The sequence below is a fragment of the Xanthomonas graminis pv. graminis genome (genome assembly GCF_030168915.1).
In the GTDB taxonomy this organism is placed as follows: domain Bacteria; phylum Pseudomonadota; class Gammaproteobacteria; order Xanthomonadales; family Xanthomonadaceae; genus Xanthomonas_A; species Xanthomonas_A translucens.
On record NZ_CP076255.1, the window covers coordinates 4198484 to 4215575 of the forward strand.

17 protein-coding genes and 1 pseudogene are annotated in these 17092 nt (G+C 70.5%); 8 read left to right on the forward strand and 10 right to left on the reverse strand.

The features are described 5' to 3' along the window. Positions 1-47 precede the first annotated feature (47 nt). Positions 48-1439 (reverse strand): FAD/NAD(P)-binding protein, encoded by a 1392-nt coding sequence (locus KHF85_RS18230; protein WP_284567752.1) that lies wholly within the window; start codon positions 1437-1439, stop codon positions 48-50. A 479-nt stretch (positions 1440-1918) separates the two neighbouring features. Here KHF85_RS18230 and aroQ point away from each other — a divergent pair, with 479 nt between their 5' ends. From aroQ to accC, 3 genes are all read left to right on the forward strand, one after another. Further along, on the forward strand, positions 1919-2365 hold the full coding sequence (aroQ, locus tag KHF85_RS18235) for a type II 3-dehydroquinate dehydratase (RefSeq protein WP_009611169.1): 447 nt from the start codon (positions 1919-1921) through the stop codon (positions 2363-2365). 105 nt (positions 2366-2470) lie between these two features. Beyond that, entirely contained in the window at positions 2471-2956 is a 486-nt protein-coding gene (accB, locus tag KHF85_RS18240) for an acetyl-CoA carboxylase biotin carboxyl carrier protein (protein WP_284567753.1), read from the forward strand. Positions 2957-3085: 129 nt separating this feature from the next. Continuing rightward, entirely contained in the window at positions 3086-4453 is a 1368-nt protein-coding gene (accC, locus tag KHF85_RS18245) for an acetyl-CoA carboxylase biotin carboxylase subunit (RefSeq protein WP_064542717.1), read from the forward strand. Positions 4454-4867: 414 nt separating this feature from the next. Here accC and KHF85_RS18250 read toward each other — a convergent pair whose 3' ends face one another. Beyond that, positions 4868-5221 carry a hypothetical protein gene (locus KHF85_RS18250; RefSeq protein ID WP_003470513.1) on the reverse strand — a complete coding sequence of 118 codons (354 nt, stop codon included), beginning with the start codon at positions 5219-5221 and terminating at the stop codon, positions 4868-4870. After that, complete coding sequence (locus KHF85_RS18255) at positions 5218-6159, reverse strand: hypothetical protein (protein ID WP_284567754.1); 942 nt, start codon at positions 6157-6159, stop codon at positions 5218-5220. The genes KHF85_RS18250 and KHF85_RS18255 overlap by 4 nt, the downstream gene beginning before the upstream one ends. 207 nt (positions 6160-6366) lie before the next feature. On the opposite strand from KHF85_RS18255, the gene prmA reads away from it, so the two are divergent. Then, positions 6367-7287 (forward strand): 50S ribosomal protein L11 methyltransferase, encoded by a 921-nt coding sequence (gene prmA / locus KHF85_RS18260; protein ID WP_284567755.1) that lies wholly within the window; start codon positions 6367-6369, stop codon positions 7285-7287. Between the two features lie 43 nt (positions 7288-7330). On the opposite strand, the gene KHF85_RS18265 is transcribed toward prmA, so the two are convergent. Further along, positions 7331-7789: a hypothetical protein gene (locus KHF85_RS18265; RefSeq protein WP_284567756.1), complete on the reverse strand. Its 459-nt coding sequence runs from the start codon at positions 7787-7789 to the stop codon at positions 7331-7333. A 189-nt stretch (positions 7790-7978) separates the two neighbouring features. On the opposite strand from KHF85_RS18265, the gene KHF85_RS18270 reads away from it, so the two are divergent. The 3 genes from KHF85_RS18270 to fis all read left to right on the forward strand — a co-directional run bounded on the left by KHF85_RS18270 (position 7979) and on the right by fis (position 9813). After that, positions 7979-8347, forward strand: coding sequence for a helix-turn-helix transcriptional regulator (locus tag KHF85_RS18270; protein ID WP_284567757.1), 369 nt, complete (start codon positions 7979-7981; stop codon positions 8345-8347). Positions 8348-8522: 175 nt separating this feature from the next. Next, positions 8523-9425, forward strand: coding sequence for a DUF3426 domain-containing protein (locus KHF85_RS18275; RefSeq protein WP_284567758.1), 903 nt, complete (start codon positions 8523-8525; stop codon positions 9423-9425). Positions 9426-9540: 115 nt separating this feature from the next. Then, positions 9541-9813: a DNA-binding transcriptional regulator Fis gene (fis, locus tag KHF85_RS18280; RefSeq protein WP_003471008.1), complete on the forward strand. Its 273-nt coding sequence runs from the start codon at positions 9541-9543 to the stop codon at positions 9811-9813. A gap of 325 nt (positions 9814-10138) precedes the next feature. Here the strand turns inward: fis and KHF85_RS18285 are convergent, their stop codons facing one another. The 6 genes and pseudogenes from KHF85_RS18285 to KHF85_RS18310 form a co-directional block, all read right to left on the reverse strand. Continuing rightward, positions 10139-11113, reverse strand: coding sequence for a phosphatidate cytidylyltransferase (locus KHF85_RS18285; protein WP_284567759.1), 975 nt, complete (start codon positions 11111-11113; stop codon positions 10139-10141). After that, positions 11110-11742, reverse strand: coding sequence for a lysophospholipid acyltransferase family protein (locus KHF85_RS18290; RefSeq protein WP_053836081.1), 633 nt, complete (start codon positions 11740-11742; stop codon positions 11110-11112). Before KHF85_RS18290 ends, KHF85_RS18285 begins: the two co-directional genes overlap by 4 nt. Then, positions 11739-12392, reverse strand: a complete 654-nt coding sequence (locus tag KHF85_RS18295; RefSeq protein WP_284567760.1) for a CDP-alcohol phosphatidyltransferase family protein — start codon at positions 12390-12392, stop codon at positions 11739-11741. The genes KHF85_RS18290 and KHF85_RS18295 overlap by 4 nt, the downstream gene beginning before the upstream one ends. After that, positions 12392-13861 carry a TIGR04222 domain-containing membrane protein gene (locus tag KHF85_RS18300; RefSeq protein WP_284567761.1) on the reverse strand — a complete coding sequence of 490 codons (1470 nt, stop codon included), beginning with the start codon at positions 13859-13861 and terminating at the stop codon, positions 12392-12394. The genes KHF85_RS18295 and KHF85_RS18300 overlap by 1 nt, the downstream gene beginning before the upstream one ends. A 47-nt stretch (positions 13862-13908) precedes the next feature. Further along, positions 13909-14451: pseudogene (locus KHF85_RS18305) on the reverse strand (serine aminopeptidase domain-containing protein); the annotation flags it as partial. Between the two features lie 94 nt (positions 14452-14545). Continuing rightward, complete coding sequence (locus KHF85_RS18310) at positions 14546-15157, reverse strand: CDP-alcohol phosphatidyltransferase family protein (protein ID WP_284569597.1); 612 nt, start codon at positions 15155-15157, stop codon at positions 14546-14548. Positions 15158-15238: 81 nt separating this feature from the next. Here KHF85_RS18310 and purH point away from each other — a divergent pair, with 81 nt between their 5' ends. Continuing rightward, on the forward strand, positions 15239-16825 hold the full coding sequence (purH, locus tag KHF85_RS18315; RefSeq protein WP_284567762.1) for a bifunctional phosphoribosylaminoimidazolecarboxamide formyltransferase/IMP cyclohydrolase: 1587 nt from the start codon (positions 15239-15241) through the stop codon (positions 16823-16825). The last annotated feature ends 267 nt before the right edge of the window (positions 16826-17092 follow it).

Genomic DNA, 17092 nt, shown 5'->3' on the forward strand with positions numbered 1-17092 from the left:
GCTGAAGCCCTACAGGGGATCGGGATCGTCGCCTGGATCGGGAAGCGCTACACCGCCTGCCGCTGCGCCTCGGCGCCGCCACCCGCACCCCACGCCTGCCCCAACGCCGCCAGTTCCGCGGCCAGGTGCTGTGCGCCGGCGCGCAATTCCGGCACCGCGGTGATTTCCCACAGGCCGCCGCGCAGCAGCGGTCCCAGGCAATACAGCCCGGCCACCGGATGGCCGCTGCCGTCGCGCACCTGCAACCGCGCGTCCACCACCAGGCCCAGGCCCAGCGGATCGGCCTGCAGCAGGCCCGCATCGCGCATCGTGGCGATCAGCGGATGGCTGGTGCGGGCGACGTCGGTGTCCAGCCCGGTGGCGCGGATCAGCACATCGAAGTCTTCGGTGCGCGCGCTGTGGCTGGCGCGGTCGCGGATCACCGCCTCCACCGCACGTTCGCCCAGCCGCGCGCGCAGCAGGCGCCCGGCGCGGATGCGCAACTGGCCCTGCTGCTGCATCTGCGCCAGCGCGCTGGCCGCGGCCGGCGCCAGCCGATGCCGCGCCGCTTCCCAGTACGGGCGCAGGTGGCGCAGGAACCGCGAGCGCGCCGCCGGCGCCAGGCCTTTCCAGAACGGCTGCAGATGCGGACGCAGCGCATCGACCACGCAGCGCCAGTCCTCCACCACCGTGGTCAGCTGGCGCAGGCTGCGCACCAGGCCGCTGAGGTCGTGGTTGCGCAGCGCCTGCGCCACGCTCGGCGGCAGCGTCACCGGCGCACCCGGCTCGGCCAGATGCGCCTGCGGCGCCAGGCCGCGCCGCGACAACGCGGTGATCGGACCGCGATGGCCGCGGCGGCGCAGGGTCAGCGCGACATCGGCCATGGTCAGGCCGGTGCCGACCAGCAACAGCCGCGCCTGCGGCGGCACCTCGTCCAGCACCCCGTCCTGCCACGGCCAGCCGATGTAGCGCCGGTGCACCGCCAGGCGCGGCCCGATGCCGGGCAGCGCCGCCGGCGGCAGCGCGCCGATCGCCAGTACCACCACGTCGCTGACCACGTCCGCGCCATTGGCCAGGAAAATGCGGAAACCGGCGGGACCACGCTCCACCGCCACCGCCTCTTCGCTCACCCGCGCCACCTCCACCGCCGAAGCGGCCAGCGCCGCGTCCAGGTACTGCTCCAGGTAACGGCCGTAGCGCAGCCGCGGCAGGAAGTCCAGGCGCTGCCCGGCGTCGAGCTGCAGGGCGTCGGCGAACCCGCCCGGATCCTGCGGGTCCACGCCCAGGTCCTTGGCGCGCACGTTCAACAGATGCTCGGGCCGCGCCGCGCCATAGGCGATGCCGCGGCCGAAGGTATCGGCCACGCCGATCAACGTCAGCCGGCTGGCCGTTGCCTGCCTGGCCAGGGCCGCGGCCAGCAGGTTGCCGCAGAATCCTGCGCCGATGATCGCAATTCGCATGGCTGACACTCGTGGCCGGTCGGAGCGTCCTTTGTGCCCGGGACGGCGGCCGCGGGTGTAAATCGCCGGTTAATGCGCGCCACATGGCGCATGCCGATCGGGCATCAGCAGATGCGCCTGGTGCATGAGCGGCGGCCGATCGGTCTCGATCCGGGCCGGCATCGGCCACCCATGACGGCACCGCCACGCAGGCACGCGGCCGACTCAGCGAAGATCCGCTCCGGCCACCCCCGTCTGCACCGATCGCCTGCGCCCCGAGGATCCAACCCATCGGCGCCATTACCGGCGCGTCGGCCGATGCGACCGAAGCGCACACGCACAGGCGATTCATGGACGACCGTGTACCTTCGCCCTGCCCGCCGCCGCTGCGGTCCTCGCGCGGCAACCAAACGCTCGTTTAAAACAGCCGCAACTTCGCCGAACTGGACAGTAATCCCGGCTTCGCGCAGACTGCCGCCCTTTCCGCTGCTTTGTCTTCCATGGCGCGACTGCTGCTGTTGCATGGCCCCAACCTCAACCTGCTCGGCACCCGCGAGCCGGGAATGTATGGGCACACGACGCTGGCGCAAATCGATGCGGCGCTGCTCGCGCAGGCCACGGCCGCCGGGCACCAGCTGGACAGCCTGCAGTCCAACGCCGAGCACGTGCTGGTGGAGCGGGTGCAGGCCGCGCGCGGCGACGGCACCGCCTTCATCCTGATCAACCCGGCCGCGTTCACCCATACCTCGGTGGCGCTGCGCGACGCGTTGGCGGCGGTGGCGATCCCGTTCATCGAGATCCACCTGTCCAACCCGCACAGCCGCGAGCCGTTCCGCCATCACAGCTATTTCAGCGACCACGCGCTCGGGGTGATCTGCGGCTTCGGCGCCGACAGCTACCGCTACGCGCTGGACGCGGCGCTGGCCCGGCTGGGAGCCAGCGCATGAACGGCACCCCCGGCTTTAGCGCGCGTCGCGCGGCGCGGCGCCACCCTCTCCGCGTTCGCCGGGCCGCGTGCCCGGTCATTTCCCGATTCACCTCAAGAGGCCGTTATGGATCTCCGTAAAATCAAGAAGCTGATCGACCTGCTGGAAGAGTCCAATCTCGCCGAGATCGAGATCAAGGAAGGCGAGGAAAGCGTGCGCCTGGCGCGCACGCCCAAGGGCATGATTGCCAGCGCCCCGCAGTACGCACCGGCCCCGGCCCCCGCCGCCGCGCCGCCTGCGGCCGCGCCGATGCCGATGAGCTCGCCCACCGAGGCCTCCACCGGCGGCACCGCCAAGCCCGGCAACGCCCTGCCCGAGGGCCACGTGCTGCGCGCGCCGATGGTCGGCACCTTCTACACCTCGCCGTCGCCGGACAAGCCGGCCTTCGTCACCGTCGGCCAGGCGGTCAAGGCCGGCGAGACCCTGGCGATCATCGAGGCGATGAAGATGTTCAACCCGATCGAAGCCGACATCTCCGGCACCATCGTCGCGATCCTCAGCGAAAGCGGCGTGCCGGTGGAGTTCGATCAGCCGTTGTTCGTGATTGGCTAAGCGCCGGGACTCGGGACTCGGGACTCGGGACTCGCGGGAGCAAAAGCGGGCGCAACATGCCCGATGCTCTTCCGAGTCCCGGGTCCCGGGTCCCGGGTCCCGAACACCCCGTGTTCGGAACCCCATCCCATGCTAGATAAAGTCGTCATCGCCAATCGCGGCGAAATCGCGCTGCGCATCCTGCGCGCGTGCCATACGCTCGGCATCCGCACGGTCGCGGTGCATTCCACCGTCGATCGCAACCTCAAGCACGTGGCCATGGCCGACGAGTCGGTGTGCATCGGCCCGGCGGCGTCGGCCGAGAGCTACCTCAACATCCCGGCGCTGATCGCCGCGGCCGAGGTCACCGACGCGCAGGCCATCCATCCCGGCTACGGTTTCCTGTCGGAGAACGCCGACTTCGCCGAGCGCGTGGAGCAGTCCGGTTTCATCTTCATCGGCCCCAAGGCCGACACCATCCGCCTGATGGGCGACAAGGTCGAGGCGATCCGCGCGATGAAGGCCGCCGGCGTGCCGTGCGTGCCCGGCTCGGGCGGCCCGCTGGGCGAGGACATCGTCGCCAACACCAAGGTCGCGCGCGAGATCGGCTACCCGGTGATCATCAAGGCCGCCGGCGGCGGCGGCGGCCGCGGCATGCGCGTGGTGCATTCGGAGGCGGCGCTGAAGGCGGCGATCGAGACCACCAAGTCCGAAGCCAAGGCCGCTTTCAGCAACGACCAGGTGTACATGGAGAAGTTCCTGGAGAATCCGCGCCATGTGGAGATCCAGGTGCTGGCCGACGGCCAGGGCAACGCCATCCACCTGGGCGAGCGCGACTGCTCGATGCAGCGCCGCCACCAGAAAGTGGTCGAAGAAGCGCCCGCGCCCGGCATCACCGAGCAGCTACGCAGCGAGATCGGCAAGGTCTGCGTGGATGCCTGCGTGCGCATCGGCTACCGCGGCGCCGGCACCTTCGAATTCCTGTTCGAGGACGGTCGTTTCTACTTCATCGAAATGAACACGCGCATCCAGGTCGAGCACCCGGTCACCGAGCGCATCACCGGCATCGACCTGGTCTGCGAACAGCTGCGCATCGCCGCCGGCCACAAGCTGAGCATCAAGCAGAGCGACATCGTGCTGCGCGGCCACGCCATCGAATGCCGGATCAACGCCGAGGATCCGGAAACCTTCATGCCCAACCCGGGTCTGATCACCGCCTTCCACCCGCCCGGCGGCCCCGGCGTGCGCGTGGACACGCACATCTACAGCGGCTACAAGGTGCCGCCGAACTACGACTCGATGATCGGCAAGCTGATCGTGCACGGCCCCGACCGCGACACCGCGATCGCGCGCATGCGCGTGGCGCTGAGCGAGATGGTGGTGGACGGGATCAAGACCAACATCCCGCTGCAGCAGCGGATCATGCGCGACAAGGGCTTCCAGGCCGGCGGGCAGAACATCCACTACCTGGAAAAGCGCCTGGCCGAGCGCAAGAACAAGTCGATTGCGTTGGTGTGAGGCCGGGAGTGGGAATCGGGAATCGGCAGAGCCGGTTCCTGATCGATTGCTGCCGATGAGAGGCTGCGATCTCAATGGGAAGTGCGGCAGCTGTCCGGATTGATGGCCCGGTCGCCCGCCATTGCGACGCTTCACCCGGCCGGCTCGCCCTTGTAGGAGCGGCTTCAGCCGCGACCGACCGCCTGGCGGCTCATCTCGCCCGAGAGCCGAGGTTCGGAATTCGGAACAGCCGGATTCGGAACGATTGCGCTATGAGAGGGGCCGCGACCGCGGGGCAGGCTCGGCTTCCCGTTCGGGGCTGAAGCTACTCCTGCAGGTGCAGCGCCTGGCCGTGAGGCGCTGACCCCACCGAATCGCACACGGCAAATCGGAAATGGAAATCCGCCGTTGCGATTCCCCACTCCCCATTCCCGGCTACTTCGCCTGCGTCCCCGGCACCGGTTCGGCGCCCAGGGTCGAGGTCGGGCTGACGATCATCACCGTCTCGGTGGAGCCGTCCGGCCACACGATCTGGAAGGTGCTGCCCGGGCTCAGGGTGGAGAACGGCATGCCGCTGCGCGCGCGGTAGATCGCCGCCACCTGCGCGGCGCCGGCGCGGCGCAGGTCCGGGGCGGCGTGTGCGGTGGTCAGCTCGACCTTGGACAGGCCGCGGTAGCGCTGTTCGGCCGTATCGATCAGCAGCAAGCCGGCCGCCGCCGCCGAATAGGCGACCAGGGCCAGCACCCAGAACCAGAACTTGGCGCCGTGCAACCATCGCCGGTAATTCATGAGCCCGCTCCTGTCGCCGTCGTCTCCACCAACTTGTTGACCATCTCGTTCATCGTGTCCGTGCCTTGCCGCGGAACTGCGGCGTCGTAAACAAAACTGCTGAAATCCTGGGTCGGATCCGGCGAGCAGATCCCGCCGTTGGCGCAATAGCGGGTCATCAGCTCGCTGTCCGGGCCGCAATCCAGCCCCAGCCGGCAGGCCGCCAGCTGCCAGGCCAGTTCGGTGAAGGCGGTGCCGGCGATGCGCTCGTCCAGGCTGTCGTCGCCGCTGGCGGCCAGGCCCATTGCCGGCGCCAGCGCCAGGTACGCATCCGGATCGCCGGAGGCGCGGACCCGTTCGACCAGGTGGCGCTTGTAGCCGGCCGAGGACTGCAGCGGTTGCCCCAGCGTCAGCAACGCCGCCTCCGCGGCCAGGTTGCCGCCGCGCGCGGCCCGCACGCGCTGGGCGACGATGGCCTGGCGGGTCAGGCCGTCGCCGGGCACGAAGCCGGCGCAGCGGCGGCCGACCCGCGCGCGCGCAACCGCCATCCGTGCCGACGTGGGCAACTGCGCCGCATCGATCGCGCGGATGTCGGCGGCATAGCCGGCCGGGTCCATCGCATAGCCGGCGCAGTAGTCGTAGATGCGGCTGAGCAGCCAGGACGCGTCGGCATCGCCCTGCGCGGCGGCGGCGGACAGCTGCTGCGCGGTGCGGTACAGGTCGGGACTGCGCTCCAGCGCGGCGCGGCGGTCGGGCGACGCCGCCGGTACTGCCTGCACCGAGCTGCGCCGATGCTGGTCCTGGTCCGGCACGTCCATCGCAACCGGGGTGGCCGCGGCGGCGGCCACCGGCCGCGCCGGCGCGGCCGCAAGCAGCACCGCGCGATAGCCGACCACGCCCAGCAGCAGCGCCGCGGGCGCCAGCAACAGCCAGGTTTTGCGGGACACGGCGAAGGGCATGCGCGTAGGCGATCTGGGCAACGGGCGACGAGGGCGGCCGGGCCCGCTGCAACCGGCGGACGCCGCAATGCCGCAGTCTAGCGCAGCCGCTGGCGGGCCACGCCAGGCAGTGGCGGACGCGGTCACGGCGGGCGCGCAGCCAGCGCCGGACCGGACCCCCGTGGCGGTCGTCTAAGATGCGCGGTCATTCCTCCTTGTGCCCGACCGATGCCGTTCCTCGAACTGACTGTGCGCTGCACCGATGCCACCCAGCCCCGCTACGAGAACGCGCTGGAGGATGTCGGCGCGCTGGCGGTCACCCTGCTCGACGCCGAAGCCGACACCAGCAACGAGCGCGCGATCCTGGAACCGGGGGTCGGCGAGACCCCGCTGTGGGGTACGCTGGTGCTCAGCGCGCTGTTCCCCGCCGAACAGGACGCCTTGCTACTGCTGGCCGCGCTGGAGGCGTTCGACCCGGGCCTGGACTGGGCCCAGGCCACGTTCCGCAAGGTCGCCGACCAGGACTGGGAACGCGCCTGGCTGGACCAGTTCCAGCCGATGCGCTTCGGCGCGCGCACCTTCATCGTGCCGTGGAACCACGCGTTGCCGGAAGAAGCGCGCGGCGCCGATGCCGCCGTGGTGCGACTGGACCCGGGCCTGGCGTTCGGTTCCGGCACCCACCCGACCACCGCGCTGTGCCTGCGCTGGCTCGACGCCCTGGCCGCCAATGGCGCCCTGGCGCAGGCGCGGGTGCTCGACTTCGGCTGCGGCTCCGGGATCCTGGCCCTGGCCGCGCTGAAGCTGGGCGCGGCGGCGGCGGTGGGCGTGGACAACGATCCGCAGGCGCTGCTGGCCACGCACGACAACGCCGAGCGCAATGCGGTCGGCGCGCGCCTGGCGGTGTACTTGCCGGCCGACGCGCCGGTGGCCACTTATCCGGTGGTGGTCGCCAACATTCTGGCCTCGGCGCTGGACGCGCTGGCGCCGACCCTGGCCGAACGCGTCGCGCCGGGCGGGCGCATCGCCCTGTCCGGCATCCTGCACGGCCAGGAACCGGAACTGCTGCAGCGCTACGCCCCCTGGTTCGAACAATTGCGCACCGAGCAGGACGGCGACTGGATGCGCATCGACGGCGTGCGCCGCGGCTGAGGCCGGCCCGCGCCGGACGCCAGCGCGCCGGCGCGGCCGGCGCTCAACGCCGCCCGGCGGCCAGGCTGCGGATCGCCGCGGTCAGCAGCGCCGCCTCGGCATGGATCGCCAGCACCCGCGTGCTCGGCCGCCAGCCCTGCGCGCGCAAGCGGCGCTCGTGCCAGCGATGGCCGCGCCGCGCACGCGGCAGCCGCCAGGCCAGTTCCAGCCCCAATCCGAACGCCGCAGCCACGCCCAGCGTCTGCACCACCACCACCCAGGCCGCGGCATGCAGCAGCAGCCATAGCGCGCTCGGCAGCGGCGCGGGTGGATACGGCAGCGCGAACACCCGCCACGACCAGCCCTGCCTGACGGCGCAGCGGGCGCCGCCGGCGTCGACCCAGATCCGGTAGCGGTGCGCGCCGATCCCCGGCGGCGGCCGCGGACGGCGCGACGCGGGCGGCAGTGCGGGCGCGAAACGGGGGCGATCAGTGTCCTGCGGTGGGGCATCCTGTCTGTGCATCGGCGCGTCCTGGTCCATGGCAGCGGGTCGGTCGATGGCGCGGGCAGGGACCGCGCGGGCAGCCCGGCGTCTTCACTGCGCACAGCCATCGCCGACGACAGTATCAACAACAAAAAGGTCATTGAAAGCCGTACGAACCAACTTTCCCAGCCGGCACGGCTATATCTCGCCTCCCCCGCGGAGGTGAGTGTGAGCAGCAAGCTGTACGAACGGGTGCGCGAAGCGCGCAAGCTGACCGGTCTGACCCAGGAAGCGCTCGCGCTGGACCTGGCGGTGACCCGCAGCGCCGTGGCGCAGTGGGAAATGGCCGACGGCACCGCGCCGGCGGTGGAGCACCTGAGCGCCCTGGCCCGCCGCAGCGGGCTGACCTTCGAATACCTGGCCACCGGCCGCGGCGAACGGGTGTTCGGCGAGCCGCTGTCGGTGGCCGAGGACCCCCTGCACTACCGGCACTTGTCCGACCAGCAGGCGCGCCTGCTCGACGGCTTCGAAACCCTGAGCCCGCGCCAGCGCGCCGGCCTGCTGGACCTGATCGGCACCGGCAAGAGCCGGCGCTGAGCGGCGCCATGGCGCCGCGCACGACGTCCCTGTAGGAGCGGCTTCAGCCGCGACAGGCACCTTCGGCAAGGATCTGTCGCGGCTGAAGCCGCTCCTACACCAGGCCACGACCGCGCTGCAGCCCGCTGCCGCGCGTGCTTGAATAGCGTTCTCGTTGCCGCCGTCGCCTCCGCGCATGCCCGATCCCAACCTGCCCCGCCCCAGCCTCGCGACCCTGCTGCGCCAGCCCGAGCGGCCCGCGCCGGAACAGGCCGATGCCGCCGCGCCGGCGGATGCCGAGCCGGGCGCGGCGGCCAGCCCGGCCCAGGCGCGTGGCGCCGGCGCTGCGCCGCACGCCGATGCCGTGCCCACGCCAGCGCAAGCGGCGCCGGCCACGCCCAGCCCGGCCACCGACGCTCCGCTCGCCGCCACGGCTCACTCGCCCCCCCTTGCTTCCGAGGCCGACGCGTCGATGGCGTCCCGCGCTGGCGCATCCGAAGCGGAATCCGAATCGGAACTGGCATCGGAAGCAGCGCTGCAGCCAGGACCGACGCCGCAAGCCAGCGCCGCATCCGCACCCGCCGACGCGCCCAGCTTCATGCAGCGCCGCGCGCTGCGGCGGCCGGTGCTGCGCGCCGCGCCGTGGCAGTGGATCGCACTGGCCGGGCTGGGCCTGCTGCTGGCCTTGCAGATCCTGATCGCCGACCGGCAACGGCTGGGCGCCGACGCGCGCTGGCGGCCATGGGTGGCCGGCGTGTGCCAGGTGCTGCGCTGCCGCCTGCCGCCGTGGCGCGAGCCGGGCGCATTCACCATGCTCAGCCGCGAAGTGCGGCCGCTGCCCGGCCGTGCCGGCACGCTGCAGATCCAGGCCACGTTCCGCAACGACGCGCGCTGGGCGCAGGCCTGGCCGCTGCTGCAGCTGTCGCTGGCCGATGCCGACGGCCGCACCATCGGCAGCCGCGTGCTGCGCCCGCAGGACTACCTGGGCCGCACCCGCCCCGAAGCGGCGACGCTGGCGCCGGGGCAGAGCGCGCAGGTGACGTTCCAGGTGCGCGAACCGGCGGCGGAAACTGCGGCATTCAGTTTCGACTTCCACTGAAACACTGTGGCACCACGATCCGCCATGGCAGCGAGGCAGACCACGCGCTAGACTCGTCCCCCCGCGCCGGCCCTCCAGCCCTCCGGCGCCGCCGTCATCCGGGGACCCGCCGAACTTGAACGCCGCCACCACTCGTCCTGACTCCAGTCGCGGCGCGCCGAAGCCGCCGCTGCGCGAACACGTGGCCCAGTCCGTGCGCCGCTACCTGCGCGATCTCGATGGCTGCGATGCCGACGACGTGTACGAGATCGTGCTGCGTGAGATGGAGATCCCATTGTTCGTGGAAGTGCTCAACCACTGCGAAGGCAACCAGAGCCGCGCCGCGGCGATGCTGGGCATCCATCGCGCCACGTTGCGCAAGAAGCTGAAGGAATACGGGTTGGCGTGAGGCCGGGACTCGGGACTCGGGACTCGGGACTCGGGACTCGGGACTCGGGACTCGGGACTCGGGACTCGGGACTCGGGACTGCAGGATGATGTCCGCGCATGAATCACTGTCAAGCGATCTGATAAAAAAAGCCGCTTTTTCTGCAGAAAAGGCGGCTTTTTTATTCCAGCCCGGCCGCTTTTCTGTAGGAGCGGCTTCAGCCGCGACAGGCACTACCGGTAACGCGTCGCGGCTGAAGCCGCTCCTACAGAAAAGCAGCAATGCAGGGCACTCGCGCACATCCCCGAGTCCCGAGTCCCCGGTCCCGAGTCCCGCCCCCCCCCCCTCACACCCACCCATACCGAATCAAGTGAAAAAACACCGGCGCGGCGAAGCACACCGAGTCCAGCCGGTCGAGCACGCCGCCGTGGCCTTCGATCATGTGGCCCCAGTCCTTGATGCCGCGGTCGCGCTTGATCGCCGACATCACCAGGCCGCCGAAGAAGCCCATCAGGTTGGCCACCAGCGCCAGCGCGAACGCCTGCAGCGGCGAGAACGGGGTAATCCACCACAAGGCCGCGCCGAGCAGGCTCGCCGACAGGATGCCGCCGACGAAGCCTTCCACGGTCTTGGACGGCGACAGCTTCGGCGCGATCAGGTGCTTGCCGATCAGCTTGCCCCACACGTACTGCAGCACGTCCGAGGACTGCACCACGATCACCAGGAACGCGAACAGCAGCAGGTTGCGGCCTGCGTAGCCGGGAATCTCCAGGTTCAGCAGCGCCGGCACGTGCGAGATGCAGAACACGCAGATCATCAGCCCCCACTGCACTTTGGCGGTGCGCTCCAGGTAGCGCGTGGTGTCGCCGCCGATGGTGGCCAGGATCGGCAGCACCAGGAACGCGTAGACCGGGATCAGCAAGGTGTACAGCCCGTACCAGCCGCTCCACACCAGCCAGTACTGCCACGGCAGCACGACGTAGAACGCCACCAGCAACGCGTAGTAGTCGCCGCGCCGGGTCGGCGCCAGGGTGATGAACTCGCGCAGCGCGAACAGCGACACCAGCGCGAACAGCACGATCACCCCGACGCGCCCGAACACGAACGCCAGCGCCACCACCGCGGCCATCACCCACCACGCGCGGATCCGCGCCACCAGGTTGTCGAGCACCGCGCTAGGACGCCCGCGCGCGCGCCAGCGCAGCGTTTCGGACATCAGCGTGGCCAGCAGCAGCACCGCGGCGATGCCCAGGAACAGCCACAGGGTCTGCTGCCGCAGCGAGGATTGCTGCAGGTGGTCGCTGAAGGCGATCGGGCTCATCGCGCGGCCTCCATCTGTTCCGGCGACAGCGCCAGCAACGCCGCACGCGTGCGTTCCAGGAACGCCTGCTTGTCCTCGCCGGCGCCCAGCCGCAGCGGCTCGCCGAAGGTGGTGGTGCACAGCAGCGGCAGCGGCAGCCACTTGCCCTTGGGCATCACCCGCTTCAGGTTGTCGATCCACACCGGCACGAACTCCAGCTCCGGCCGATGCCGCGCCAGGTGGTAGATGCCGCTCTTGAACGGCAGCACGCCGTCCTCGGTGTTGCGCGTGCCTTCCGGGAACAGGATCAGCGAGCCGCCGCCATCGACCGCCTCGCACAGGCACTCGACCGGATCGCGGCGGCGCTGCGCGGCCTCGCGCTCGATCAGCACGCCGTTGAACACCGAGCGGATCAGGTAGCGGCGCAGCGCGTCGCGCTGCCAGTACTCGGCCGCGGCCACCGGCCGCACCTCGCGCCGCAGCGCTGCCGGCAGCGACGACCAGATCAGCACGAAATCGCCGTGGCTGGCGTGGTTGCCGTAGTACACGCGGCGCTCGCTGGAGGGAATGCAGCCGCGCCAGAACGCACGCGCGCCGGTCAGGAGGCGGATCGCGGCACTGCAGCCGCGGGCGATCAGACGCGCGATCATGTCCACTCCAGTTCGCGCACGATGGCGCGCAGACGTATCACGATGGTCAAGGCCGCGCCGCCGATCAGCAGCGCCAGGCTCGCGACCAGGATCGTTGCGGCCACGGCCGTGGAGTGCAGCAGCAGGGCGACGGCCGCCAGCAACGCGGCCAGCGACAGCCAGCGCATGCGCTGTACGCGCGCCATCGGACCCTGCACCGGCTCGCTGACCCCGCAGGCCAGGCCGAGCATGCGCACGTAGGCGGTGCCCACGCACAGCAAGGCCGCGGCCCAGCCCAGCTCGGCGCCCCAGCTCAGCACGTGCTGCAGGCCGTAGCCCACGCCCAGGCACACGACGACGTCGGACAGCCGGTCCGGCGCCTCGTTGTAGACCTCGCCGGCGCGGCCGACCATCTGCGCCTGCCGCGCCACCAGCCCGTCCAGGCGGTTGCACAGCAACCGACCCTGCAGGCCGAGCGCGGCCAGCAGCAGCAAGCCGGCCGCATCGCGCGGCGGCTCGCGCCAGGCGCAATAGAACATCAGCGCCGCCAGCGCAGCGAAGCCGGTGGCGGTCCAGGACAGGCCGTTCGGGGTGGCGCCGCGGGCGCGCAGCGCCGTCGCCAGGCGCGCGCGCAGTTGCGCGCGGCGTTGTGCCAGGGTCGATCGTGCCATCAGCTGCCTCCTCCGCAGCCGCCGCAGCCGCCGCAGCCGCTGCTGCAGCCACCACCACCGCCGCCGCCGCCGCCGGAACTGGAACAGCCGCTGCCACCGCTGCCGCTGGCGATCGGTGCACGCAACGAATGGTAGTCCGCCCACGGCGTGCCCAGCAGCATGCCGGTTCCGGCCAAGGCCAGCGGCTGCGCCAGATCCAGCGCCTGTGCCGTATGCCGCGGCCCGGCGTCGGTCAGCAATGCCGCATCGCGCTCGGCGAGCAGCCGCTCGCCGGCGAGATTGCGCCGCGGCGGCGTCAGCAGAAAACCGAGCGCGACGATCGTCACCACCACCATCGCCGCCACCAGGAAGCCGACCGGGCGCTGCAGCTGCAGGCCGATCTGGATCTTGCGCAGACCGACGAGCCACAGCGTCAGCAACGGCGCAGCGCCGGCCAGGCGCGCGCACCACGCCTGGCCGCGCCCGAGCCACAGGCGCTTGCCGATCAGCGCATCGCGCAATGGCCTGGCATCGTCGCGCAACGCCTGCAGCGCCCGCGTCAGCTGCGGGTTGGTGCGGACCAGCAGCAGGGCGCGCTGCAGCGACGCCGGCGCTTCGACGCCGGTGTCCTGCAGGTCGGCGCTAGCGCGGCGCCGCGTCCTTCGCGGCGCATGCAAACGCACCGCGCCGCATGCCAGCAACAATCCCAGTTGCATATCCGCCACGCGCTCGCTGCCGCCGGCCAGATAGGCCAGCTCGGCGCTATCGACCTGCATGACCGCACGACGCTGGCCGATGCCGCGCACCATGCGGCGCACGCGTGCCGCCGCTGCGCAGGCCAGGCCGATCGATGCGAAGAACAGCAGCAGAAAGGAACCGCCGCGCCAATGCAGCGGCGAAGCCGCATCGTTGAACGGCACCAGGCACATGCCGAGCAACAGCGTGATCAGCGCCCAGATCCACACCGCCTTGCCGCCTTCGCGCGGCATGCGCCAGCAGCGCTCGCGCGGGCCTACGGTGTAGACCTGCGCATGGGCCGCCATCGCTGGCGGCCAGCAGCTTGCGGGCGGTTCGCCGAAATGGCGCCAATAGCGCTCCAGGGTCGTGCGGTACTGTTCGCGATGGCGCACCGCGTCGGCGGCATCGCCGCGTCCGGGCTGATGGTGCAGCGTGATCCGCAGCACCTGCGGACAGAAGCGCTGCCAGTACTCGCGGGTATCGGTGAGATGGGTATGCCAGACCTGGTCCAGCAACGGGCTGGGCGTGGCCTGCTCCTGCGCGGTGCAGGCCAGGAAGCAGAAGCGCCGGTATTCTTCGACCGCTTGCGCCGCCAACGCCAGTGGCATGTCGGCCTCTTTCGCCACGCGGCGCACGAATGCCGGCAACGCAGCGTCGTCCTCGCCGAAGCGATAGGCCTGCAGCCGCTCCCACAGTGCCCGTTGCGGATCGTCGGCGTAGCGCAGCAGGCTCGAACCGGTCGCTGTGGTCATTGCTGACGCTCCTTCATATGCACTGCGCCGCGATTGGCGCCGCCAGCGCGGTCGCTGGCCACGCGCGCCGGGTCGTGGGTCAGCCACTGCGGCTTGACGTAGCTGTTGACGAAGAAATTGCCGCGCAGCTTGTGCAGCAAGGCCAGCGCGGGCCGCGCGAACGGCACGTACAGCTTGACCTTGAATGCCGGCGAGGCCAGCACCAGCGCGCGCAGCGGCGGCGCGTAGTCGTGCACCCAGGTGCTGGCGATCACCGCGCCCACGCTCTGCGCGATCACCACGATGTCCTGCACCGCGATGCCGTAGGTGTCGCCGATATGCGCGATGAAGCGGTCCAGGTCGCGCACCAGCGCCGGGAAGCCGAGCGCAGCGCCGCATATGCCGGGCGAGCGGCCGTTGCCGCGCGCATCCCAGGCGAACATCGCGCAATCGTCCAGGCCCGGTTCGTCGGCCAGGTGCAGCACCCGCCCCGAATGTTCGTGGCCGCGGTGCAGCAGCGCCGCCGCCGCTGGCGCCGTGGCCGGACAGTGCCGGTAGAACAACCGTGTTCCGTCGAAACTGAAAAAATCGCGTTCGCTGACCTGCCGCATCCGTTGCCGATTCCCTGTCGTCGTACTTGCTGTTGCCGTGAGTACCGCTACCGCTACCGCTTCCGTGTCGTGGCCGCGGCCTGCGCCGCGCGGCTCAGCGCGGCGCCCCCTCGCGCAGGCCGGCTGCAACGCGCCGCAGCACCGTCGCCGCGCACAGCAGCGCCAGCACGACCGCGAACCCGTCCACCGTCTTCGCCCCGACCCAGCCGCCGGCCAGCAGCAGCCCCAGCAGGCCCATGGCGAAGGCGCGATCGCTCTTGCCCATCGGGCCGTCGTAGCGCCGTCCGGCGCCGACCATCAGCCCCAATACCCCGGCATACTCGGTCAATGCCGCCGCCAGCGCCAGCGCCCACAGCCAGCCGGCGCTGGCGCCGGGCACGCTGGCCAGGCTCAGGTACAGCGCCGCATCGGCGATCACATCGCTCAATTCGTTGAGGTAGGCGCCGAGCCGGGACTGCTGCCCGAACTCGCGCGCCAGCATCCCATCGACCGCGTTCAAACCCATGCGCAGCAGCATCCACGCCGGCAGCAGCGCATACCACAGCGGCTGCGCCGGGCCGCGCCAGAACACCCAGGCGGCGACCAGCAGCGACACCGCCGCCGCGCCCACGGTGACCTGGTTGGCGGTCGCGCCGAGCCGGTACAGGCCGCGCACCCCGGGCCGCAGCAGATCCTGGAAGCGTCCTTTCAATGCGTAGATCGACACCATTGCGGGGTCCTGAGGGTCCATGCCGGGGCGGCGCAGCCTACAATATCGGCTCCCCGCTCCGATGTGTGCCCTGCCCCCATGTCCTCCGATTTTCTGCCCGTGCGCCGGGCATTGCTGTCCGTTTCCGACAAGACCGGCCTGATCGACCTGGCCCGCGCGCTGGCCGCGCGCAACGTGGAACTGCTGTCCACCGGCGGCACCGCCAAGGCGATCCGCGAGGCCGGGCTGGCGGTCAAGGACGTGTCCGAGCTGACCGGCTTCCCGGAAATGATGGACGGCCGGGTCAAGACCCTGCACCCGCTGGTGCACGGCGGCCTGCTCGGCCGCGCCGGCAGCGACGACGCGGTGATGGCCGAACACGGCATCGCCCCGATCGACCTGCTGGTGCTGAACCTGTATCCGTTCGAGGCGGTCACCGCCAAGGCCGACTGCACGCTCGCCGAGGCGGTGGAGAACATCGACATCGGCGGCCCGGCGATGCTGCGCTCGGCGGCGAAGAACTTCGCGCGCGTGGCGGTGGCCACCGATCCGGCGCAATACGCCGACCTGCTCGCCGACCTGGAGGCGCACGACGGCCAGCTGTCGGCGGCCAAGCGCTTCGCGCTGTCGGTGGCCGCGTTCAACCGCGTGGCGCAGTACGACGCGGCGATCAGTAATTATCTGTCCACGGTGAACGACCCTGCGAGCGAGGTGCCGGTGCGTGCCGCGTTCCCGGCGCAGGCCAATGGCACCTTCGTCAAGGTGATGGACCTGCGCTACGGCGAGAATCCGCATCAGCACGCCGCGTTCTACCGCGACCTGCATCCGGCGCCGGGCTCGCTGGCCACGTTCCAGCAGTTGCAGGGCAAGGAACTGAGCTACAACAACATCGCCGACAGCGACGCGGCCTGGGAATGCGTGCGCCAGTTCGACGCGCCGGCCTGCGTCATCGTCAAGCATGCCAATCCGTGCGGCGTGGCGGTGGGCGCGGCCTGCGGCGATGCCTACGAACTGGCCTACGCGACCGACCCGACCAGCGCCTTCGGCGGCATCCTCGCCTTCAACCGCCCGCTGGACGCGGCCACCGCCAAGGTCATCCTGGACCGCCAGTTCGTCGAGGTGCTGATCGCCCCGGACTACGACGAGGGTGCGCTGGAATACGCGAAGAAGAAGGCCAACGTGCGCGTGCTGCGCATCGCGCTGGCGCCGGCCTCCAGCGGTTTCGTCGATACCAAGCGCATCGGCTCGGGCCTGTTGATGCAGACCGCCGACGACCGCGTGGTGAGCCGCGACGAACTCAAGGTGGTCACCCGCCTGGCGCCGACCGAAGCGCAGTTCGCCGACCTGCTGTTCGCGTGGAAGGTGGCCAAGTACGTCAAGTCCAACGCCATCGTCTACGCCAAGGACAAGCGCACCATCGGCGTCGGCGCCGGGCAGATGAGCCGGGTGTATTCGGCGCGCATCGCCGGGATCAAGGCGGCCGACGCGGAACTGGTGGTGCAAGGTTCGGTGATGGCCTCCGATGCGTTCTTCCCGTTCCGCGACGGCATCGACGCCGCGGCGGCGGCCGGCATCAAGGCGGTGATCCAGCCCGGCGGCTCGATGCGCGACGGCGAGGTGATCGGCGCCGCAGACGAACACGGCATCGCGATGGTGTTCACTGGCGTGCGGCATTTCAGGCATTGAGCCGCTTTGATCCAGGAATGGCCGCTGTAGGCGGAATTTTTACAAAGCGTACCCGTTGATCGCTCGCAGAAGATGTTTAGCTTGTCTGGTCAGACCTCTACAGGAACTGGCCATGACAGGAAATCGCAGGCTCGGTTGCACCGACCATCGCGGCAATCTCACCGAAACCACAGAGAATATACGCGGGCTAGAACTCTGGCTCGGCTTTCCCAAGTGGGTGCTCTGATTGGCATTCCTCATCCTTATTGGCATGGACAATTCGCCCTA